Source organism: Thalassospira sp. SN3W, assembly GCF_038070535.1.
GTDB lineage: Bacteria > Pseudomonadota > Alphaproteobacteria > Rhodospirillales > Thalassospiraceae > Thalassospira > Thalassospira xiamenensis.
Genome location: NZ_CP121124.1, coordinates 3,671,468 through 3,691,060, shown reverse-complemented (window position 1 = coordinate 3,691,060; position 19,593 = coordinate 3,671,468). Strand labels below are relative to the sequence as shown.

Below are 19,593 nucleotides of genomic sequence, written 5' to 3'. Positions count from 1 at the left end.
TCTCTCCGGATTGATCTTTCCATCCGGTGTACCCGCCTTTGCCCGAAACCGGAAATCAAGCCCCGATCACAGCTTGGAGAGCCGCGCGAGAGGTCCCTTCAAAACCCGCCAAATTCCCGTCAATCCGGCGCAAACAGATCAAGGTCCAGTGTCGGCCGCTCGCCAATATCGCCGCGATGTTTGCGCAAAAACTTCGCCGCCGCCTCGCGCCCCTTGTCGCGCAGCATGGTCATGAAATCCCATTCGGCATTGAGTTTGGAGGATTGATCAAGCTCCAGCATCACATCGCTTGCGATGCAATGCATCCGCATCGCCCCCCATTTGCTGGCCTCGCACGCATGGGTCGGCGCATCGTGGCGCAGGATCGCAATCATCCGCAATTCCTTCATCAGGCTGCTATTGAACGATACCTCGTTGAGCCGATTGGCAATATCGCGTGATGTTTTCGGCACACCGGGCCGTTTGACCGGGTTGATCTGCACCAGAACCGTATCATCCGATCCGCATTCGCGCACCAGCGGCCCAAGGCTCGGATTGCCGGAATATCCACCGTCCCAGTACGGCACCCCGTCAATCTCGATCGCCTTGTAAATCGTCGGCAGACAGGCCGATGCCAACAGCACATCCACCGTGATATCCGGGTTGCGAAACACCCGCCCCTGCCCGGTTTCAACATTGGTCGCGGTGACAAAAAGCTTGGCCGGGCTTTCATTGATCGCCCTGAAATCGACAACCTCGTTCAAAATCGCCGCCAGCGGATTATCCCCCGCCGGGTTCAGATCATAGGGCGAAAACATCTTCGCACTCATATCAAGCCACATATAAGCCAGCGAATTTTCAAGCGACCAGTTGCCAAACAGGATATCAATCGGGCTGCGCTGAAGCGGGCTGAACCGGGCGGCTTCCGATACCGCACGCCAGAAAGTCTCAAGGTCCATTCTGGCCCCCTCATAGCCGCCCTTGGCAAAGCCCGACGTCACCACCGCGGCATTCATCGCCCCAGCCGAGGTGCCCGAAATCGCCTCAACCGTGATTTCCTCATCCTCCAGCAACCGGTCAAGCACCCCCCACGTAAACGCCCCATGCGACCCGCCACCCTGCAACGCCAGACTGATATGCTTGCGCGGCTTTTTGGCCTTGCCGTTGCCATTGGTTTTGCCGTTGGTTTTGCCGTTCGCGCTCCCGCGCCCGTTCACCTTGCTCTTCGCCGTCGGTTTCTTCGCACTCTCGCTCATGCCAACTCCTGCGCCATCTCACACGCGGGCCACGCCCACCCTCATGATATGTTGCACATGCGAAGAATTGCCAGTTTGGAAGGGTTAAAATTGGCCAGGAACCGGATCAGTTTGCCCTCCACCCCACGCGGTGCAAACCAATGGCACACCGCCAGATACATCCCACTGTCAATTTACCGCGTTTTTTCAAATATATAAAAACACGAATATGCTTGCTTCCCTCAACGATTTTCCCCAAAAGTTCAGGAACAGTTTCAGTGCGATATTCACATATAGGGGTGGGGAAATGAACACACGCAGAATGGCTGCGGCCTTGATGCTTGGCACAATGACGGTAATGATTTCGGGGATCACTCCGGCATTTGCCGAAGATGCAAAATCCGCGCAGAACTGGCAGGGCCTCTATGGCGGTCTGGCACTGGGCGGTGCCTATAGTGCCGCAAATCCGGACTCAAACGCTATCGTGTCGCCCTATTTCTTCGCGGGGGACAAGACACAGCTTGACCCGTTGCTGCAACGGAAGATCGACGGATGGGATGTCACCGGCTCGTTACTGGCAGGGTATGACTGGCAAACTGGCAACATCACCTACGGGCTTGAAGGCGATGTCAGCGTGATGGATTTCTCTGAAACCGAGAATTTCAGCGGAAACTACAACACAAATGGCAACGCGTTTAGCAGCAGCACAACCATTGAAACAAACTTCTCGCTAAGCCTGCGGCCAAAAATCGGATATGTGCAGGACAGGGTCCAGCTTTACGCCTCTTTGGGCCCTTCCATCAGCCGTTTTAAAACCACACACCGGTTCAGCGACGCAGCCCCGAACAGCATGACCTTCACCGATACGAAAACCGCCATCGGCGTTTCATCGGCGATCGGTGCGGGTTATATGCTTGATGATGGCTGGGCCCTGCGCGGCGATTATGTCTTCAGCTACTATCCGGACATCACCGATGGCAGCGACAATCTGGACAATGCAAACACCGACGATTTCAAATATGACTCGGATTTCCAATCCCATAATATCCGCATTGGCCTGATCAAACGCTTCTAGAGCACGCGCCAAAGTCAAAACGCACCAGAAGGCCACACCACGCCCGCCTTCTGGTGCGGCATTCTCTTTGCGAGTAACACCGCCCCTCACCCCCACTCAATCGCCGCAGGCAAATCCATTTTCGGAGCCTGTTCCATCACCATCGCAAGGAAGATCCGCGCAATCGGCGACAGGCTTCTGCTTTGCCGCGTGATGATGCCAATCGGGCGTTTGCGGATGGGGTCGCACAGCGGCACGAAGGCCAGTTTTCCCGGTGCGGCAAGGTCGGCAACCCGCGCGGCCAGTTCCGGCAGGACCGTGATCCCCACCCCTTCGGCCACCATCGCGGCCAGTGTCAGCGTATTGGATGTTTCGACAATCGGGCGCAATTGCGCGACCGGATCGATCATCGCACTGCCCGGCCCGTCCTTGGCCCCGCCGCCGCCGCCGTTCTGGACCGCATCCGATTGTCGGGGTTTCGCCATTTTCGCCACCCGCTCAATCGCCCGTTCGCTGGCATTCGCCCGACGCAGGGCCGTTTGCGCCTCGGGCAGGCCAAGGGCCGCGGCGCGTTTCAGCACGTCGGAGGCCGCGACCTCCGCCGGGTCCACCGGCACCTCTCCCGCGCCACCCCCACCAGTACCACCGGCACCACCAGCACCACCGGCGAAGCTTCCCTGTGCCGCCATCATCGCGCGCGTGCCCGATTCCGGGCCCAGCCCGACAAAGGCCTGATCGGCCAGTTCCGACCACGCAATCGCGCGGCGCGTGGCAAAGGCATGGGTTGACCGGCACAGCACTCCGAACCGGTCGGAAAACAGCGGGCTGAACGCAATATCGGGCAGGGCATGCCATTCCCCGGCAATGCCAAAATCCGCCTCGTTGCGCGCGACTGCCTCATGCACCTCGCCCGCGTTCAACTCGTCCAGGCGAAGCCGCGCATCGGGATGTTCATCGACAAACCGGCTGATCACGCCGGGCAGAATACGCGTCAGGACCGAGGGCGCGGCGGCAATGCGGATCGTCCCGCCAATCCCCTTGGACAGCGCATCAAGATCGCCAAGCGCCTCTTCAAACTCGCTGATCAACCGACGCGCCGTGGGTAAAAACCGTGCGCCCGTGGCGCTTAACGTCACCTGCCGCGTCGTGCGATCAAAAAGCGGCGTGCCCGCCACATCCTCGAACTGCCGGATCGTCGCCGTCAATCCCGACGGCGTCAGCCCCAGAACCTCCGCCGCGGCGGTAAAGGTGCCATGATCGGCGACCGCCACAAAAACCCGCATATGGCGCAAACTGATGGAAGACAGCATGTTTCATCCGCTAACTGGTTGACCGGACTGCAACACTAACGGGTAACGCGCCGATTGTGCAGCTATTCCTGCATGCGCCCGCTCACCCCGCGACAAACCGCGCCCAAAGCCCACCTCACGCGCCGCATCCACTTCATCCGGTCATGTCAAAAACCGTGCCCGTGGCAAGATGGATTCCGGGTCTTCGCCCGGAATGACGGATAGGGGATGAGCTTGCCGACGACAAAACCTCTCCCGCCCCCACCGGTTTTATATCGCCAAACGCTACTTTAAAGGGCATTCTGACGCGCAATCACACCCGCACAAAACAGAGAATGAATTCAGGGATATGACGGAAGAAGTAACACCGACAATACGAATACTGGAAGGTAAAGCAGCTCTCGACCTTTGGCGTCAGGGGCGAGAGGCTTGGAACAGTTGGGTTGATCAGCATCCAGGTTGGGACATCAGTTTCAGGGGTGTTGATTTCTCAACGGAATGGACTTCTGATGGAGTACTCTCCTTCGCGGGATATCATTTCGGACGAGGCAATATAGACTTCTCTGAAACCACGTTCGGCAACGGCGACGTGGACTTCAGCAATGCTATTTTTGGTGACGGCAGCATCGACTTCTCTAAAATTACGTTCGGCGACGGCGACTTAAACTTCTCCAATGCCACTTTTGGCAATGGCAACCTATACTTCCATTTAGCCACTTTTGGCAAAGGTGACGTGTTCTTCACAAGAGTAACTTTCGGCAAAGGTGAGGTGTTCTTCTCTGGAACCAATTTGGGCGATGGCGACGTTGATTTCACTGAATCCACTTTTGACAAAATCCACCTAAACTTCGCTAAAACCCGCATCAAAGACTTGTACTTTAAGCCTAAAGCCATTGGATCCTGTTATTTCGAAGCCGAGGGATTATCAATAACAGGCAGAGCCATTTTCGATCTGCCCCAGTCTGCAAGCGCCTTAAAATCTTTTAAACTGCTGAGCGCATCTTTTGACGGCCCACTGACGCTTAAAGGCAACCTCAACATCATCCCGGACTTTCGCGCTACCCGATACTCCCATCAGGTCGAACTCAGCGACCTGAAAGTCAAACTCCCGCGCATATCACCAAAACTTGGCTGGCCGCTGAAACTCTCCCAAGTGGCACAAGACCCACAAGATGGTCCAAAATTACGCCGCCTCAAAGAAATCGCCGAAACCAACAAGGATCATCAGGCCGCGTTACGTTTTTCCGCCGACGAAAACCGGGCGAAACGCTGGATTGAAACCTCGTGGTTTGGCTCGGTTCTCGATATGGCCTTTAGCGCGTTCAGCAATTACGGCCAAAGCATATTGCGACCTTCTTTCTGGCTTGGCGTCATCTTTGCCCTAAGCATGTATGCCTACAAAGCCAAGCAGATACCAAAGCTCGCAACCGATGGCTGGGCGGATTGGGTGCAAGCTGCCCTGCTCTCGGCCAGCAACAGCCTGCCCTTCCTGCCGCAATCGCGCGAATTACGTACAGGTGCCCTAAAAGCCCTATACGACACAGATTCCAGCTCATACGTAGACGCCCTCATGATCACCCAAGGCGTACTCAGTTTCGTCTTCCTGTTCCTGATCGGCCTTGGCCTGCGCAACCGGTTCCGCCTGTAAAGCGCGGCACGGTCAATCGCCCCACCCCGTCATTCCCGCGAAGGCGGGAATCCCGTCCTTTGTGCCGCATCGACTAAAATCGCCACCGAGCCCGCAGCCCCACGAACTCCCGCCGATGCGGGAGGGGCGGAACGAGGAAGCGGCCGCGATAGCTGGCACAAGCGATCATGTCGGTGCTTCGCCGCCCCGGTTCCGGTTCACCCCACCCGCCCTTCCGGGCACAGGCCCGGTCGCCATCGCACCACAGGCATCCAATTTCGTCTTGTGGCAATGTCAGGCCGTGACCGGTTCGGGACCTGAACCGGGACCCAAGCCGGGGACAGGTCGAGGCCAGAATCAGGGGCGGAAATGTGGCTCAAACAGTATCAACAAAAATCATATGATAATACTTTTATAATTTCCCGCACCGACGGCGCCTTAATGCTCTGAACACCGCCGGTTTCCTGATGGATCGTTACCATTCTGCATGCCAACACAGCGGTATAATTTATACAAAATTCATTATAATCATATAATACGACTTTAACAAAACCGACGCCGAAGCCCTTTTTGCCCCTCGGCACGGTCGGCATGCGGTTGCCGACCGGGTTGAAAAATCGGATTATTCACTAAAATGAATAATCCTTCGGAATTTTAAATTTGTCTATTTAATCCACCTCCTGTCAAATGGGGAAAATAACGCCGCCCGCGCCGCAAAAGCCCAGAGAGACATCATGACCGCGCCCGCCCCAATCGCCAAGCCGACCGCCAAGCCGACACCCGCCCCCCGCAGCTTTTCGCGCTTCAACCGCCTGCCGGTTCTGACCCCGGATCGGTCGCTTGACAGTCTGACACTTGGTTTCCTCAAAACCCTTGAAAAAGAAGGCAAATTTGCCGGTGAAATCCATGCCGATTTCCCGTCCCGCCTGATCAATGCCACCGACAACAGCGTCTATCAGGTGATGCCAACCGCCGTCCTGCAGCCCAGAAACCGCAATGATATCAACATTGTGATGGAACTGGCCGGGCGCGAGGAATTCAGCGAGGTCAAAATCACCCCGCGCGGCGGCGGGACGGGCACCAATGGCCAGTCTCTCAACACCACCATCACGCTCGATACATCCAAGCATCTCAATAACATACTGGGTTTTGATGCCGAAAAGGGGCTGGTCCATGTCGAACCCGGCGTGGTGCTTGATCAGCTCAATGCTTGGCTCAAACCGCACGGTTTCTTCTTCCCGCCCGCCGTTTCCACCGCCAGCCGGGCAACCATTGGCGGCATGATCGGGTCCGATAGCTCCGGCAAGGGATCGCGGATTTATGGCAAAACAAGCCATTATATCAATGACATGACCACAGTTCTGATCGACGGCACCGATTTCCGCACCCACGCGATGAGTGCCACGGACGCCGCCGAAATCATGAACCGCGATGACCGCACCGGTCGGCTTTATCGCAAAATCCACGACGAAATCATGCCGCGCCGCGATCAGATCAACGCGATTTTCCCGGAAATGAACCGGGGGCTTACGGGCTATAACCTCAAGGAAGCCGTTTCGGATCAAGGGGATATGAATTTAAGCTTCCTGATCGCCGGGGCGGAGGGCAGCCTTGGCATGGTCAAGGAAATCACGCTGCGTGTCATTCCCCTGCCAAAGCACAAGGCGGTCACGGTGGTGCGTTATGACAGCTTCGACAGTGCGCTTCGCCATGTCGGCACCCTCGTGCAGTTTGACCCGGTCGCGATTGAGAGCATCGATGACAAGGTCATGGAACTGGCAAAGCAGGATGAAAGCTGGCATCTGCTGGGCAAACTGCTCGGGACCGAGGATAGCACCGTGCCGACACGCGGCTTCAATGTCGTTGAATTCATTGGCGAAACCCCCGAAGACGTCGCGGGCAAACAGGCCGAACTTCGCGCCCATCTTGACGCCCATCCGGATGCAGATCACGCCCCCATCGGCTTTGTGCAGGCAACCGACCCCACGCAAATCGCCGCCATCTGGTCAATCCGGGCGAAATCGGTTGGCCTGCTTGGCAATCTGGAGGGCAAGCGCCGCGCGACCCCCTTTGTCGAAGATACCGCCGTCCCGCCCGAAAACCTTGCCGATTTTATCGCGGAATTCCGCGCTTTGCTCGACGCCGAAGGCCTTGATTACGGCATGTTTGGCCATGTCGATGTCGGCTGTCTGCATGTCCGCCCGTTGCTTGATATGTGTGACGAGCAGGACGAAGCGCGCCTGCGCCGTGTGTCCGACAGGGTCGTTGACCTGACCAAAAAATATAACGGCCTGATCTGGGGCGAACATGGCAAGGGTTTCCGCGGTGAATATTCGCCAACCTATTTCGGGCCGGAGCTTTATGATGTCCTCAAGCGCATCAAGGAAGCCTTTGATCCGGAAGGACAATTAAACCCCGGCAAGATCGCCTCCCCCTATTCGAAAAACACCCAGATCACCGCGATTGACGCGGCCCCGATGCGCGGCCAGCTTGACCGCCAGATCGAAGACAGGCTGCGCGATGAATACCTCAACGCGACGCGGTGCAACGGCAACGGTGCCTGCTTTAACTGGGACCTGATGGATGCGATGTGCCCGTCCTACAAGGTCACGCGCGACCGCGTTCATTCGCCCAAGGGCCGGGCGGGCCTGGTCCGTGAATGGATCCGGCAGCTTTCGGTCGGCACCGATCCGCGTAATCAGGATCTTGCCGTGATCAATGCGCGGGATTTCTCGCACGATGTCTATGATGCGATGGCCGGTTGCCTGTCGTGCAAGGCCTGTGCGGGGCAATGCCCGGTCAAAGTTGATATCCCGGAAATGAAATCGCGGTTCCTGGAGGCCTATCACACCCGCTACAAACGGCCGGTAAAGGACTATGTGATTGCACAGCTTGAAAGCATCGCGCCCCTGATGGCAAAGGCCCCGTTACTTTTCAATGCTTTACAGTCAATTCCGCCGCTGCCGTGGATTTTCAAAAGCCTGATCGGCCTGACCGATTTACCGAAACTCAGCCGCCAAAGCGTGCGTTCGGCCCTGCGCAAACGCGGCATCGGCCCGTTCAAACTGGCCGAGTTTGAGGCACTCTCCGATGCCGATCGCGCCAAATCCGTGGTGCTTTTGCAGGATTGCTTCACCAGCCACTATGACATCGATGTTTTCATCGCCCATATCGACCTTCTGCAAAAGCTTGGCTACCGCGTTTTCGTGCCGCCCTATCGCCCGAATGGCAAGGCATTGCATGTAAAGGGCTTCCTCAAACGCTTTGATTATCAAGCGCGGCAAAACGATATCGTCTATGGCCGACTGGCGAAAACCGGCGTCCCCCTGATCGGGATCGAGGCCAGTGTGACGCTCACCTATCGGCAGGAATACGCCCAGCGCCTTGGCACGGACCGTCCTGATTACCGCGTGCATCTGTTCCATGAATGGCTGGCCGCCGAGATCACGGAAAACCGCCTTACCCTGCCCGCAAGCACCGGGAATGCAGAGGTTGCGGCACCGGCAACCCTCTTCCCGCATTGCACTGAAAAAACATCGATCCCCGATGTCAGCGTCAAATGGCAAAAGATTTTCGAGGCCTTCGGCATCAAACTCGCGACCGAGAAAACCGGATGTTGCGGCATGGCCGGCATTTACGGCCACGAAACCCGCCATCAGGAAACATCCCGCGCGCTTTATGACCAAAGCTGGAAAAAGAAAGTCGATGCGAGGGGCCTGGATAACATGCTCGTCACCGGCTATTCCTGCCGCTGTCAGGTCGCCCGGTTTGAAGGGGTGAAGCCTAGGCATCCGGTGGAGTATCTGGCGAAGCTTGTCGTATAGGAACCCTATAATCCGTCACATCGTTCTGACCAAATTCAAGGCCTAAGCCACAAAGGCCGAAATCGACAGCCTGTCTGCCAAACTGGCGGACCTTCAAGGCCACATCCCCGGCATGCACGGCTTTGATGGCGGCGTTTCCGTCAGCCCAGAGGGGCTGGAACAAGGCTTCCGGCATGGATTTTCAATTGATTTTGACGATGCGGCGGCATGCGATGCCTATCTGGCCCGAGCAAAAGGCCATGGGCGGTCAGTTGGTCTCGTTGTTTGAAGGTGGCGTGGGCGGGTTGGTGGTGTTTGATCTGGTTGTCGGTGGGTCTTCGTAATCGCGCAATTTCAACCTCAATTTGCGTATTTCACGTTCCGTCAGAAAAAACTGACTGCTCAGAGAAGGGGCTGTGCGCTTATTTTTCCTGAAGCAGCATTTTTTCAACCAAATTACCGAAAATTGAAAAAAAACGTGGGCATACTTTCAAGCACGTTATACACTTTTTACGCGAACCACTTACGACTTCATAAAACAAATTTTGAGAAAATGTACCTGAGGTACTAGGCACAACCACAAACATATAAATAGCAGGGTTAGACGAGAGACATTCCTAATCACTCGCGAACTGAGAATCATGCCGCTCTTTTGTTACAAATAATAGTTTGTGAAAATAGGGCAATACCCTACCAGCCTAAGCTCAAACAGGATCATAACAGAAAAATTTCGGCAATAAATAAATGAAAGAAAAATGCCAAGGACATTTTATAAATAAATGACAACCAGCGCCAAGGCAGATTCATCAGGAGCATCGACAAATAGACCTTTATACATATACTTTTGACACTTCTCTTCTTAATTATCCACTGCATAGTTAGGGACGCACAATGAGTGATTTATTTGCAATAGTTCGCATTCCATCAGAGCACACTCATGAATTCGAACAATTTTGGAAAGAAATCCGGATTTCTTCCGGATATAACCTGCAAACAGATTTAGTTAATCCTGAGCAAAGTGAGCGATTTGATGCAAACGCTCTAACTGAATGGGTCATACCACTGTACGAGCACAGCAGCACCCTGATTGCCGCCGTTCTGGGTTACTTGGTGGCACGAAAAGGTGAGGTAGAAGTCGGAAAGTACAAGTTTAAAAACATGTCAGCCGAAGATATTCAGAAGATTGTCGAAGTGCTGAAAGATCACGCACGCAGAGACAAGACGGATTAAGGTCATGCTGAAATGGCAACTAGGGCCATCACTACGGCGCAGTACTGCGGCACGAATGGGCAGGAAAACTGCCTTTAAGTTGTCACTTGATAATCGAAATTCTATTAGGCGCCAAATTGAATTTGCACACAAATACTTTCCAAATGATACAGAACAGCTAAAGGTTTTACCTATTAGCTCCACTGACTGGACCAGCGAATACCGAACGTCTGGAAATTCGCGAATTATCATCATCGATTTCGAACAAATAAACGCCGTAAATTTTCTTTTCTTGCAGCGCATCAGATTAGAAGCCCCTATCTTCCATTTTGTGGAGTTTAACATAAGGGCCTCCGAGCTTCTGCTAGGACAAAATAGAACAAAAGCAGCTATCAGGCTTTCGCAGGTTACTATTTCGCACTTGCGCAAATATGCGGAACATCATGGGAATAACACAACATTTCCTCGACCATTTTCTGTCGAAGGCCTGGAGGCTTCACTCCCAATAATAAAACACGTCATCCCTTCTTTTATTTTTGGCCACGAATTTGGACACCATATTTACGGAGATAACCATGAACGTATTATTTCCGCCATTAGAGATTCATATGAGCGAACAGAGAAAACACGGTCCTCTGATGATGAACCAAACATCTGGTTCAGCCACCACTTCGGCCTTGATATGGAGTACACTATATACAAAGACAAGCTACACACCACGGCGACAAGACAAAGCCGATACATAAAAATATTCAATCAATTAAAAGAACAAATAATTGAAGAATCTTTTTCAGACTTAATTGGATTATACGCTTGCATTGAACAATGCATCAATTTCAAAATTACACTTGGGGAACTAATTATGTCCCTATTTTCAATATTTGAAGGAATAGAACAACTAAGACTTTTAAGACACTTCACTGAAGACCTGTCGGTTTCGCGAGAGCGAAAATTAGTGACTCTAAAGCACTCCAAAACCCCAGCAAGAATCGCCATACTAACCGATATGATGTATAGAATCGCAATTGGAGAAGTATCCGCCCCTAAAGAATTTCGGGAATACCTTTCTCCATTAGAGAACACCCCATTTGAAGCCGATAGAATCATAAACGGTTTATCTCGAAGCTCTTTAACACTAGAACGTGCTTTACTAGAATCCTTGAAAGAGACAAAATCTAGCACGCTAAAAAAGTTTGACTGGCTACGCAAAGAAATTGAATCAATAAAAAAACAGTCGGGTCAATTTATTCTAAATAATATTTACGATCAAACACTCAGAGCTTGGAATGTACCAAGCTACATTGTCAATCAACGAGAAATGATAAAATGGAAACCTAAAGAGAACAACCCCAAAAATTTTGAAATGAGCCATCAAATCGGCTTTGGAAACTCATGCAAGATAATTTCATACTGCTTAATTTCTCCTATGGAGACGAATAACAAGTATGGCATAACACAAGAGAATTTAGAACTAAACAACACTGAACACAACCTTGCTATGGCTAGAGTATCCCGCATCATCTCTAGAGCACAAACACTACCTGACGCCGAAGAAGATAAATTATTCAAGGCACACCCCTCAAGAAAATATAAATCGCGAAAAATAAAAAAAAGAAAATGAAATAACATTCTACATCAAAAAAAAAGTAGAGCGCCGACTTCAGGAACTGCCTTCTCTTTTTGTTTGAGGAGGTTAGAGTTTCCCTCCTTTGTGCCAATGACTGTTCATGATGGGGCAGATTGAGCCCGTTTAGTCAGTTGGGCCTTGACGTCACCAAGTTTGATTTCTGCCTTGGCAGGTATTTGCCGTCGCCCTTTTGCCCCGTAACCTCCCCATCCTTCACCACAGTTTTGCCGCGCACGATGGTGTGCACGGGCCAGCCTTTGACTTCGAGGCCGTCATTGGGGCTGCCAACGCAGCCCTGTTACAGGATGTCGTTGGTGATGCTAACGTTTTTATTTGGGTCCCAAAGGGCTAGATCGGCGTCCAAGCCAATCGTAATCGTGTCCTTTTGCGGGTACATGCCATACAGCTTGATGTGGTTGGTGGATGTGAGAGCGACAAAGCAGTTGAGGTCGATAGGGCTCTTTTTGCACGCCGTCGGAAAACAGGATTGGCAGGCCGGTTTCCCGACCACCTTTCCGGAAGAAAATCACAAAAACGGCAGCATGTTTTTGACATGATCGGCGAAGGCGGTTGTGGCGGGGTTTTTGGTGCCCTCGCCTGCGGTGACTTTCAGGCCCAGCTTGGGCAAGGCCGGTAGCGGGGCCTTGAGGATGTAAAGGTCATTGGGCACGGCCTCTTGCATCATCACACTGATGGTAAGGCCGGAACGGGCGACCGCGATCAGGCCAGTCAGACTGCTACTCGCATAGGAAATCTTGTAGGGGATAAGGGCTGCGTTCATCGCGTCGCAGGCGGCTTTGTGATCGAGCGCGTTTGAGGCGGGAAGCGCCAGCAGGATGGTGCGAGCGGGTGTCGGGCTGTCACTGGCCCCCTCCCCGCTTCCTGTTCCGAAATCATGCAGATCAAGGGTTGGCTTTGCACCGACCCAGGCGAGTTGTTCGGTGCGGATGATGTCAGGGGCATCGAGATCGGCGACCGAGGTCAGGGCCAGATCGATCTGGTGGGCGCGCAGCATTTTATGGAGTTCCGGCGTCGGGGCCGATACCACCTTGATCTCGACATCCGGGTGGATGGTGCCAAAGCTTTTAAGCAGGGCCGGGAAAAACGTGATCAGGTAATCCTCGGGACAGCCAAACACCATCGAGCCATGCAGCCCCTTGTCGGAAAAGGCCGAAACGGCCTCGTCATGCAGGCGCAATATCCGCTCGGCATACCCCAGAAACCGCTCCCCCGCCCCGGTCAGGCTCACCCCGCTGCCGCTTCGGTGAAACAGGCTTTGGCCGAGCGTTTCTTCAAGCCGCTGGATCTGCATCGTCACGGTTGACTGGGTGCGGCCCACCTGAATGGCCGTGGCACTGAGCGTGCCGGAATGCGCGGCCCGCACGAAGGTCGCAAGCAGTTTGAGATCAAGCAGGGTCTGCATGGCCGCACCAGCACTATATCAATTTTTCCAATACCAGAATGCCATAACTATCAATTTTACGGGTGGCGCGCCAGCAGATACGATGAGGATCAGCCAAAAGACACATGCTTGCAGGGAGCCCATCATGTCACGCAACGCCGATCCGAAATTCTGGGACGCCGCCAAAAAACACCTGATCCGCTATGGCGGCACGTTCGAACCGGCCATCATCGAACGCGCCAAGGGATCGTTCGTTTATGACACCGATGACCGCCCCATACTGGATTTCACATCCGGTCAGATGAGCGCCCTTCTGGGCCACGGCCATCCGAAGATCGTCGAAACCGTGCAAAGCCAGGTCGAAAAGGTCGCCCATCTGTTTAGCGGCATGTTGTCCCGCCCGGTGGTGACATTGGCGGAACGCCTGGCGGAACTGGCACCGGGGCTGGATCGGGTTTTGTTGCTATCGACCGGGGCAGAGTCCAACGAGGCCGCGATCCGCATGGCAAAGCTTGTCACCGGCAAGCATGAAATCGTCGCCTTTTCCAAAAGCTGGCACGGCATGACCGGCGTTGCCGCATCGGCAACCTATAGTGCCGGGCGCAAGGGATATGGCCCAGCCGCGGTCGGATCATTCGCCATTCCCGCGCCCAATGCCTTTCGCCCGCGTTTCAAACATGCCGACGGGTCGCTTGACTGGCAGACGGAGCTTGATGACGCCTTCAATCTGGTCGACAGCCAGTCGACCGGCAATCTTGCCGCCTTTATTGCCGAGCCGATCCTGTCATCGGGCGGCATGTTGCCGCTGCCCAAGGGATACTTGGCCGCCCTTAAACAGAAATGCGTTGAACGCGGCATGCTGCTGATCCTGGACGAGGCCCAGACGGGCGTGGGCCGTACCGGCGATATGTTTGCCTTTGAACGCGATGGCGTGACACCCGATATCATGACGTTATCGAAAACCATCGGTGCCGGCCTGCCGCTTGCCGCCGTCATGACCACCGCCGAGATCGAGGATGCCGCCCATGAAAAGGGATTCCTGTTTTACACCACCCACGTGTCCGATCCCCTGCCCACCGCGGTCGGTGTGACGGTGCTTGACGTGGTGCGCGACGAGAAACTGGTCGACCGCGCCCGGATATCGGGTCAGAAGCTGTTTGATGGATTGTCAAAGCTCAAAGACCGCTTTGACTGTATCGGTGATGTGCGCGGGCGCGGGCTTATGCTGGGGGTGGAGATCGTCAAACGTGGCGCGGATGGACAGTTTCGGGAACCCGATCATGATCTGGGGGCCGCGATTGCGACCGAGGCGTTCAGAAACGGGCTTAGCATGAATATCGTCAAGCTGCCCGGCATGGGCGGTGTGTTCCGCATTGCCCCGCCGCTGACGATTAGCGACGCGGAGCTCGACCTTGGCCTGTCGATCATTGGCAAATCGATTGAAGGCGCGTTGTCGGGCCGCTAATCGCCCCTTCCTCGTTCCTCAAAACAAAAGCCCGGCTGATCCCATAACCAGCCGGGCTTTTATCGTATCGGATATCGTCGGACCTAGCGCGTCAGAACTTCGGCAGCTTCGCGGGTACGTTTGACCGATCCGCCAACCCCGCTTGAAATCGTGCGGATTTCGTCAAGCCGCCGGACAAGCTCATCGACCGATACGGCCATTGTCTGCATGTTTTGCGACACGCTTTCGGTCACCGCACTCTGTTCTTCGACCGAGGACGAAATGCTGGTCACGCTATCGCGCGCCGTTTCGATGGAACCGCGAATGGTTTCAAGCGAGCTGACAACTTCGTTTGAAATTTCCTGAACCCCGCTGATTTCGGCTGAAATCTGATCGGTGGCCTTGGCCGCCTGATTGGCAAGGTTTTTGACCTCGTTGGCGACCACGGCAAAGCCTTTGCCAGCCTCGCCCGCGCGAGCGGACTCAATGGTTGCGTTAAGCGCCAGCAGGTTGATCTGCCCGGCGATGCCCTGAATGACTTCGACAATGCCGGTCATTGCGGCGACCACATCGGCCATTTTCTGGGTCGACTGGTTGGCGCTGACGGTTTGCGAGAACGCACGTTCGGTTTCATCGCGGCTTTGCGCCATGCTGCGCGAGATTTCGGCAATTGATGCCGAGAGTTCCTCGGCACTGGCGGCAACGGTCTGGACCGAGTTGGAGCTTTGCGCCGCGGCGGATGTGCCGCTCAGGGCGGCCTCGTCAAGGCTTGCGATATTGCTGTCAATTTCGGTGAAATTGTTGTCAATCATCGCTTTCAGGTCGATCAGAAGCTGCACCTGCTCGGTAATATCGGTAGCGAGCTTGATCACCCGTTCAGGTTTGCCATTCTGATCAAAAATCGGATTATAGGTCGCCTCAAGCCAGACTTCCCTGCCGCCTTTTGCAAGTCGCTTGAACTGTGCGGCCTGCACATCACCCCGACGCAGGCTGGCCCAGAAATCCTTATACTCGGTTGATTGGGCATAGCCCGGGGCGACAAACATGCTGTGATGCTTGCCGACAACCTCCCCTTCGGAATAGCCCATGGTTTTCAGGAAGTTCGCATTGGCCTTAAGGATTTTGCCCGTCAGATCAAATTCGATCATCGCCTGGGATCGGTCAATCGCGGTCAGAACGCCGTCGTTAAGCGCCCGTTCCTTGCGACGTGCGGTGATATCGGTCGCAAATTTGATGACCTTTACCGGCTTTCCTGCCGCATTCAGGATCGGGTTATAGGTCGCTTCAAGCCAGACTGTATCCCCATCCTTGCGCACACGCTGGAATGCATCGGCGACGAATTTTCCATCCGAAAGGGTTTTCCAGAACTGCTTGTATTCCGGGCTTTTTGCGTAATCGGCAGTGACGAAAATGGCATGCTGCTTGCCGACGATATCGCCAAGCTCATAGCCCATCGTCGAAAGGAAATTGGCATTGGCCGTCAGGATTTTGCCATCCAGCGAAAATTCGATCACCGCCATCGATCTGCCAAGGGCTTCATAGATCTGCTGTCCTTGTGAAGATCCATTGTTCCCGAAAATATTGAAAGCCATTGCACCTATCCCCTTTTCACCCGATTACGACTGCGCAAGGGAAAAACACCTATACCGCGCAACCAAACCTATCCTAAAGTATGTATTTGATACTATATTTCAAGAGGAAAAATTCACAGAAGTGCGGTATGGCACATTTTTTCAACCACAACTTTTGGATAAACCATTATGCCATTACGCATAATAGCCTGATCCCCTCTATTGACACCCAACGCGATATACCGGTTCAATCAAGCGTTTCCGTCGCCAAATGAAAGGCCCCGCCATGATCCGTCATATCGTCCTGATCAAATTCAAACCCGGTATTGAGGAGGCCGTGATTGACAGCCTGTTTGATGCACTGGCAGAACTTGGCAACCAGATCGCAGGCATGCGCGGATTTGATGGCGGCGTATCGGTCAGCCCGGAAAAACTCGAACAGGGTTTCACGCATGGTTTCTGCATCGATTTTGACGATGCCAGGGCGCGCGATGCCTATCTCGTGCATCCGGCACATCAGGCGCTGGGTGCCGAACTGGTCAAAGCCGCCGATGGCGAGATTTCCGGGCTGATCGTGTTTGATCTGGAGATGTAAGAAGCAGCTTTAGCCGTTCAAAGGTAAAACAGCTTTCAGCAAAGGGCAAAAGCACCGGTCGGTATTTTATCAAGCGCTGCCGGCCTTGCGAAAAAGAAACCCTGCATTTCTTCAACACCAAGCGCCTGCATCCTTTGCGCGACATTGGCGTCTTCGACACCTTCGGCGACAACGCGCAGGCCCAGATCATGCGAAGCTTTCACAACCCACGCGGCAAATGATGATTTGAGACAATCCCCGTTTGCTGTTGCGATGAATTCGCGATCAATCTTGACCCCGGCGAAAACACCGGTTTCCAGAAGCTCCACCGAATTGCTGCCCGAGCCGAAGTCATCAATGTAAATCGCAACACCCCGGTTTTTAAGCATTTTGGCATTGGCAAGAAATGCCGGATCTTTGACGATGTCACTATGTTCGGTGATTTCGACTTCGATCCTGATATCGCGAAGCAGCATATCGCTTCGGAAATGAAGGATTTCTTCGAGAAAGCAATTATTGCGAATGGAATAGGGCGAACAGTTGATCGAGACGGTCGGCGAAAAATCGAACCGGGACCGGATATCCTTGGCCTGCCTGCGCACTTCATTCATCACCGCTGTGGTCAGCAGGTTGATGGCCGGATGCCCTTCGCAGGCCAGAATGATTTCCTCAAGAAGGAAACGTTTCTGAAGGTTCGGAAAACGGATCAGGACTTCAAACCCGCAGGCCAGGCCGGTCTTTGTCTCGATGCGCGGCTGAAAGACAATCGAATAACCGTTATTTTTGATCGCCCGCATGACCAGCCCCGGTGTAATCAGGGTCCCGGCCAGATCAATCGCCCGCGAACTCAGCGCCTGTTCGATGGATTTGCGGATCAGTTCAATCGATGCGGGCTTGGATAATATGCACGATACAAAAGCCGTGTTGATGGCCTTGTTCATTGCAGAATTATCAAGATGCCCCGATAGCAGAACACGCGGGATATTCGGCGCAATACTGACCATTTCGCGTAACAACCGCATGCCGGAAAAGCCCGGCATGGCCAGATCCGAAACAATCACGTCAACTTTTCGATGATTATCGCGCAGCCATGAAAGAGCCTCGACCGGATCGGAGAAGGAAACCACGTTGTAACGCTGCCCCAGGGCCCGCGCAACGCCACGCAGCAGATTTTCGTCATCATCGACAAAAACGACGGTCGGTTTGAAGGGGTTAACGTTGTTCATATTTGCAAAGCCTTCCCGATGAAGCAGAACGCGATCCCGCAGTGCTTCACACAACCGATCGCCCGTTACATGCCGGACCCTATGGCGGGTCGGGATTTCAAAACATCCCCATATGGGGACTAAATCGCCCGTCCTTCCCGATATCGTCACAAACATGACACTTCATATTTGACGCCACGCCCGCATAATACCTGTGGTAGAATTTCATCCTTCACCACGCCACGGCGACATGAGCATCGGGGCACGTCATGCGGATTGCTGCGTTTAACGTCGAAAACCTGTTTGACCGGGCAAAAGTCTTTAACGATGAAAACCCCGAAGCCCATCGCGATGTGCTGGATGCCCATGCAGAACTGAACAAGCTGTTCGAAAAGCTGGTTTACAGCGATGCCGACAGGGCACGGATGTTAACGCTGATAACAAAACTGGGCATGTTGCGCGGCGACGAAGGCCCCTTTACCCGCATTCGCAAAATCCGTGGCCAGCTGATTTCACGCCCGCGCCCGCCAAAACAACCTTATATCAAGGCCGATGGCCGCGATGATTGGGTTGGCTGGTGTGAACTTCGCATGGGGTCGGTGGACGAGGCCGCGATGCTCAACACCGCGCGCATGATCGGTGATATCGGGGCAGATGTTCTGGCACTGGTCGAGATCGAAAGTCGCCCGGTATTGTTGGCGTTTCAGGATTTCATGCGCGAAAAGGGCGTTTTGCCGGTGCCCTATCGCCATATGATGATCATTGATGGCAATGACGGGCGCGGCATTGATGTCGGCCTTGCTACCCACGAAGGTTACCCGATTGGCGAAATGCGCAGCCACGTCGATGACCTGAAACCCGACGGTGCCCCGATTTTCAGCCGCGATTGCCCGGAATATGAAATCATCACACCATCGGGCGCGCAGATCATGGTTCTGCCCAACCATTTCAAAAGCAAATATGGCGGCAATGACCCGGCAAGCCGCGCCAAGCGACTGGCGCAATCATTGGCGGTTGCCGCCTATTACAATCGTCTGATCGCCGAGGGGTTCGAAAATATCGTGGTTCTGGGCGATCTTAACGATACCCCCGACAGTCCGGAGCTTGATCCGTTGCTGCATGGTACGGCCCTTCGGGATGTGTCGGCCCACCCGAGCTTTACCGAGTTCGAATTCAATGCCGGGAATGGCGACCGCGGGACCGGCACGCATGGCCTTGGCAATGATGATGATAAAATCGATTATCTTTTGTTATCGCCTGCCCTGTTTGACCGCGTCACCAAGGGCGGCATTTACCGCAAGGGCATCTGGCCAGGATCACGCCCGCAGCGTTGGGAAACCTATCCCGACCTGATCAGGAAACATCAGGCAGCATCGGATCATCACCTGATCTGGGCTGATATCGATATCTAAGCGCGTTGGACCACAATACCTTTCGCGACCTTCCTGATACTTTTCTAAATTGCGTAAGATCAAAGATTTACCTTGCCGTTCAGGTCAGGATCATCCCAAACTTTATCGCGTTAAAGCTATAACCTGCTTGCGATAACCCCTATACGCCGATGGCACATCCGT

At 54.0% G+C, this 19,593-nt stretch carries 14 protein-coding genes; 9 read left to right on the top strand and 5 right to left on the bottom strand.

The window, feature by feature from the left end:
* Positions 1 to 119 precede the first annotated feature (119 nt).
* Entirely contained in the window at positions 120 to 1,235 is a 1,116-nt protein-coding gene (locus P8T57_RS16885; protein WP_341363759.1) for a patatin-like phospholipase family protein, read from the bottom strand.
* Positions 1,236 to 1,521: 286 nt separating this feature from the next.
* Between P8T57_RS16885 and P8T57_RS16880 the strand changes: the two genes are divergently transcribed.
* The gene (locus P8T57_RS16880; RefSeq protein WP_341363758.1) at positions 1,522 to 2,289 is read left to right on the top strand and encodes an outer membrane beta-barrel protein; all 768 of its coding nucleotides are present in this window, start codon (positions 1,522 to 1,524) and stop codon (positions 2,287 to 2,289) included.
* Positions 2,290 to 2,375: 86 nt separating this feature from the next.
* Here P8T57_RS16880 and P8T57_RS16875 read toward each other — a convergent pair whose 3' ends face one another.
* The gene (locus P8T57_RS16875) at positions 2,376 to 3,578 is read right to left on the bottom strand and encodes a LysR family transcriptional regulator (RefSeq protein ID WP_341363757.1); all 1,203 of its coding nucleotides are present in this window, start codon (positions 3,576 to 3,578) and stop codon (positions 2,376 to 2,378) included.
* 328 nt (positions 3,579 to 3,906) lie between these two features.
* Between P8T57_RS16875 and P8T57_RS16870 the strand changes: the two genes are divergently transcribed.
* From P8T57_RS16870 to P8T57_RS16850, 5 genes are all read left to right on the top strand, one after another.
* A complete protein-coding gene (locus P8T57_RS16870; protein ID WP_341363756.1) occupies positions 3,907 to 5,205 on the top strand; it encodes a pentapeptide repeat-containing protein in 1,299 nt (432 codons plus the stop codon).
* Between the two features lie 713 nt (positions 5,206 to 5,918).
* Positions 5,919 to 9,008, top strand: coding sequence for an FAD-binding and (Fe-S)-binding domain-containing protein (locus tag P8T57_RS16865; RefSeq protein WP_341363755.1), 3,090 nt, complete (start codon positions 5,919 to 5,921; stop codon positions 9,006 to 9,008).
* A 61-nt stretch (positions 9,009 to 9,069) separates the two neighbouring features.
* Positions 9,070 to 9,276, top strand: a complete 207-nt coding sequence (locus P8T57_RS16860; RefSeq protein ID WP_341365380.1) for a Dabb family protein — start codon at positions 9,070 to 9,072, stop codon at positions 9,274 to 9,276.
* Between the two features lie 602 nt (positions 9,277 to 9,878).
* Complete coding sequence (locus tag P8T57_RS16855; RefSeq protein ID WP_341363754.1) at positions 9,879 to 10,217, top strand: hypothetical protein; 339 nt, start codon at positions 9,879 to 9,881, stop codon at positions 10,215 to 10,217.
* A gap of 4 nt (positions 10,218 to 10,221) precedes the next feature.
* Complete coding sequence (locus P8T57_RS16850; RefSeq protein ID WP_341363753.1) at positions 10,222 to 11,817, top strand: hypothetical protein; 1,596 nt, start codon at positions 10,222 to 10,224, stop codon at positions 11,815 to 11,817.
* Between the two features lie 532 nt (positions 11,818 to 12,349).
* On the opposite strand, the gene P8T57_RS16845 is transcribed toward P8T57_RS16850, so the two are convergent.
* On the bottom strand, positions 12,350 to 13,246 hold the full coding sequence (locus P8T57_RS16845; protein ID WP_341363752.1) for a LysR family transcriptional regulator: 897 nt from the start codon (positions 13,244 to 13,246) through the stop codon (positions 12,350 to 12,352).
* 124 nt (positions 13,247 to 13,370) lie between these two features.
* Here P8T57_RS16845 and P8T57_RS16840 point away from each other — a divergent pair, with 124 nt between their 5' ends.
* Entirely contained in the window at positions 13,371 to 14,690 is a 1,320-nt protein-coding gene (locus P8T57_RS16840) for an aspartate aminotransferase family protein (protein WP_341363751.1), read from the top strand.
* 83 nt (positions 14,691 to 14,773) lie between these two features.
* Here P8T57_RS16840 and P8T57_RS16835 read toward each other — a convergent pair whose 3' ends face one another.
* Positions 14,774 to 16,261: a PAS domain-containing methyl-accepting chemotaxis protein gene (locus P8T57_RS16835; protein WP_114095284.1), complete on the bottom strand. Its 1,488-nt coding sequence runs from the start codon at positions 16,259 to 16,261 to the stop codon at positions 14,774 to 14,776.
* A gap of 265 nt (positions 16,262 to 16,526) precedes the next feature.
* Here P8T57_RS16835 and P8T57_RS16830 point away from each other — a divergent pair, with 265 nt between their 5' ends.
* The gene (locus tag P8T57_RS16830) at positions 16,527 to 16,835 is read left to right on the top strand and encodes a Dabb family protein (protein ID WP_065702192.1); all 309 of its coding nucleotides are present in this window, start codon (positions 16,527 to 16,529) and stop codon (positions 16,833 to 16,835) included.
* Between the two features lie 35 nt (positions 16,836 to 16,870).
* Here P8T57_RS16830 and P8T57_RS16825 read toward each other — a convergent pair whose 3' ends face one another.
* Positions 16,871 to 18,040 (bottom strand): EAL domain-containing protein, encoded by a 1,170-nt coding sequence (locus P8T57_RS16825; protein ID WP_341363750.1) that lies wholly within the window; start codon positions 18,038 to 18,040, stop codon positions 16,871 to 16,873.
* A 248-nt stretch (positions 18,041 to 18,288) separates the two neighbouring features.
* Between P8T57_RS16825 and P8T57_RS16820 the strand changes: the two genes are divergently transcribed.
* Complete coding sequence (locus P8T57_RS16820) at positions 18,289 to 19,431, top strand: endonuclease/exonuclease/phosphatase family protein (RefSeq protein WP_341363749.1); 1,143 nt, start codon at positions 18,289 to 18,291, stop codon at positions 19,429 to 19,431.
* The last annotated feature ends 162 nt before the right edge of the window (positions 19,432 to 19,593 follow it).

Bases quoted from the DNA above. Each gene is read 5' to 3' on its own strand.
- P8T57_RS16870 (WP_341363756.1), top strand. From the start codon at position 3,907: ATGACGGAAGAAGTAACACCGACAATACGAATACTGGAAGGTAAAGCA.
- P8T57_RS16885 (WP_341363759.1), bottom strand. From the start codon at position 1,235: ATGAGCGAGAGTGCGAAGAAACCGACGGCGAAGAGCAAGGTGAACGGG.
- P8T57_RS16835 (WP_114095284.1), bottom strand. From the start codon at position 16,261: ATGGCTTTCAATATTTTCGGGAACAATGGATCTTCACAAGGACAGCAG.
- P8T57_RS16855 (WP_341363754.1), top strand. From the start codon at position 9,879: ATGAGTGATTTATTTGCAATAGTTCGCATTCCATCAGAGCACACTCAT.
- P8T57_RS16875 (WP_341363757.1), bottom strand. From the start codon at position 3,578: ATGCTGTCTTCCATCAGTTTGCGCCATATGCGGGTTTTTGTGGCGGTC.
- P8T57_RS16825 (WP_341363750.1), bottom strand. From the start codon at position 18,040: ATGAACAACGTTAACCCCTTCAAACCGACCGTCGTTTTTGTCGATGAT.
- P8T57_RS16820 (WP_341363749.1), top strand. From the start codon at position 18,289: ATGCGGATTGCTGCGTTTAACGTCGAAAACCTGTTTGACCGGGCAAAA.
- P8T57_RS16845 (WP_341363752.1), bottom strand. From the start codon at position 13,246: ATGCAGACCCTGCTTGATCTCAAACTGCTTGCGACCTTCGTGCGGGCC.
- P8T57_RS16865 (WP_341363755.1), top strand. From the start codon at position 5,919: ATGACCGCGCCCGCCCCAATCGCCAAGCCGACCGCCAAGCCGACACCC.
- P8T57_RS16880 (WP_341363758.1), top strand. From the start codon at position 1,522: ATGAACACACGCAGAATGGCTGCGGCCTTGATGCTTGGCACAATGACG.
- P8T57_RS16840 (WP_341363751.1), top strand. From the start codon at position 13,371: ATGTCACGCAACGCCGATCCGAAATTCTGGGACGCCGCCAAAAAACAC.
- P8T57_RS16850 (WP_341363753.1), top strand. From the start codon at position 10,222: ATGCTGAAATGGCAACTAGGGCCATCACTACGGCGCAGTACTGCGGCA.
- P8T57_RS16830 (WP_065702192.1), top strand. From the start codon at position 16,527: ATGATCCGTCATATCGTCCTGATCAAATTCAAACCCGGTATTGAGGAG.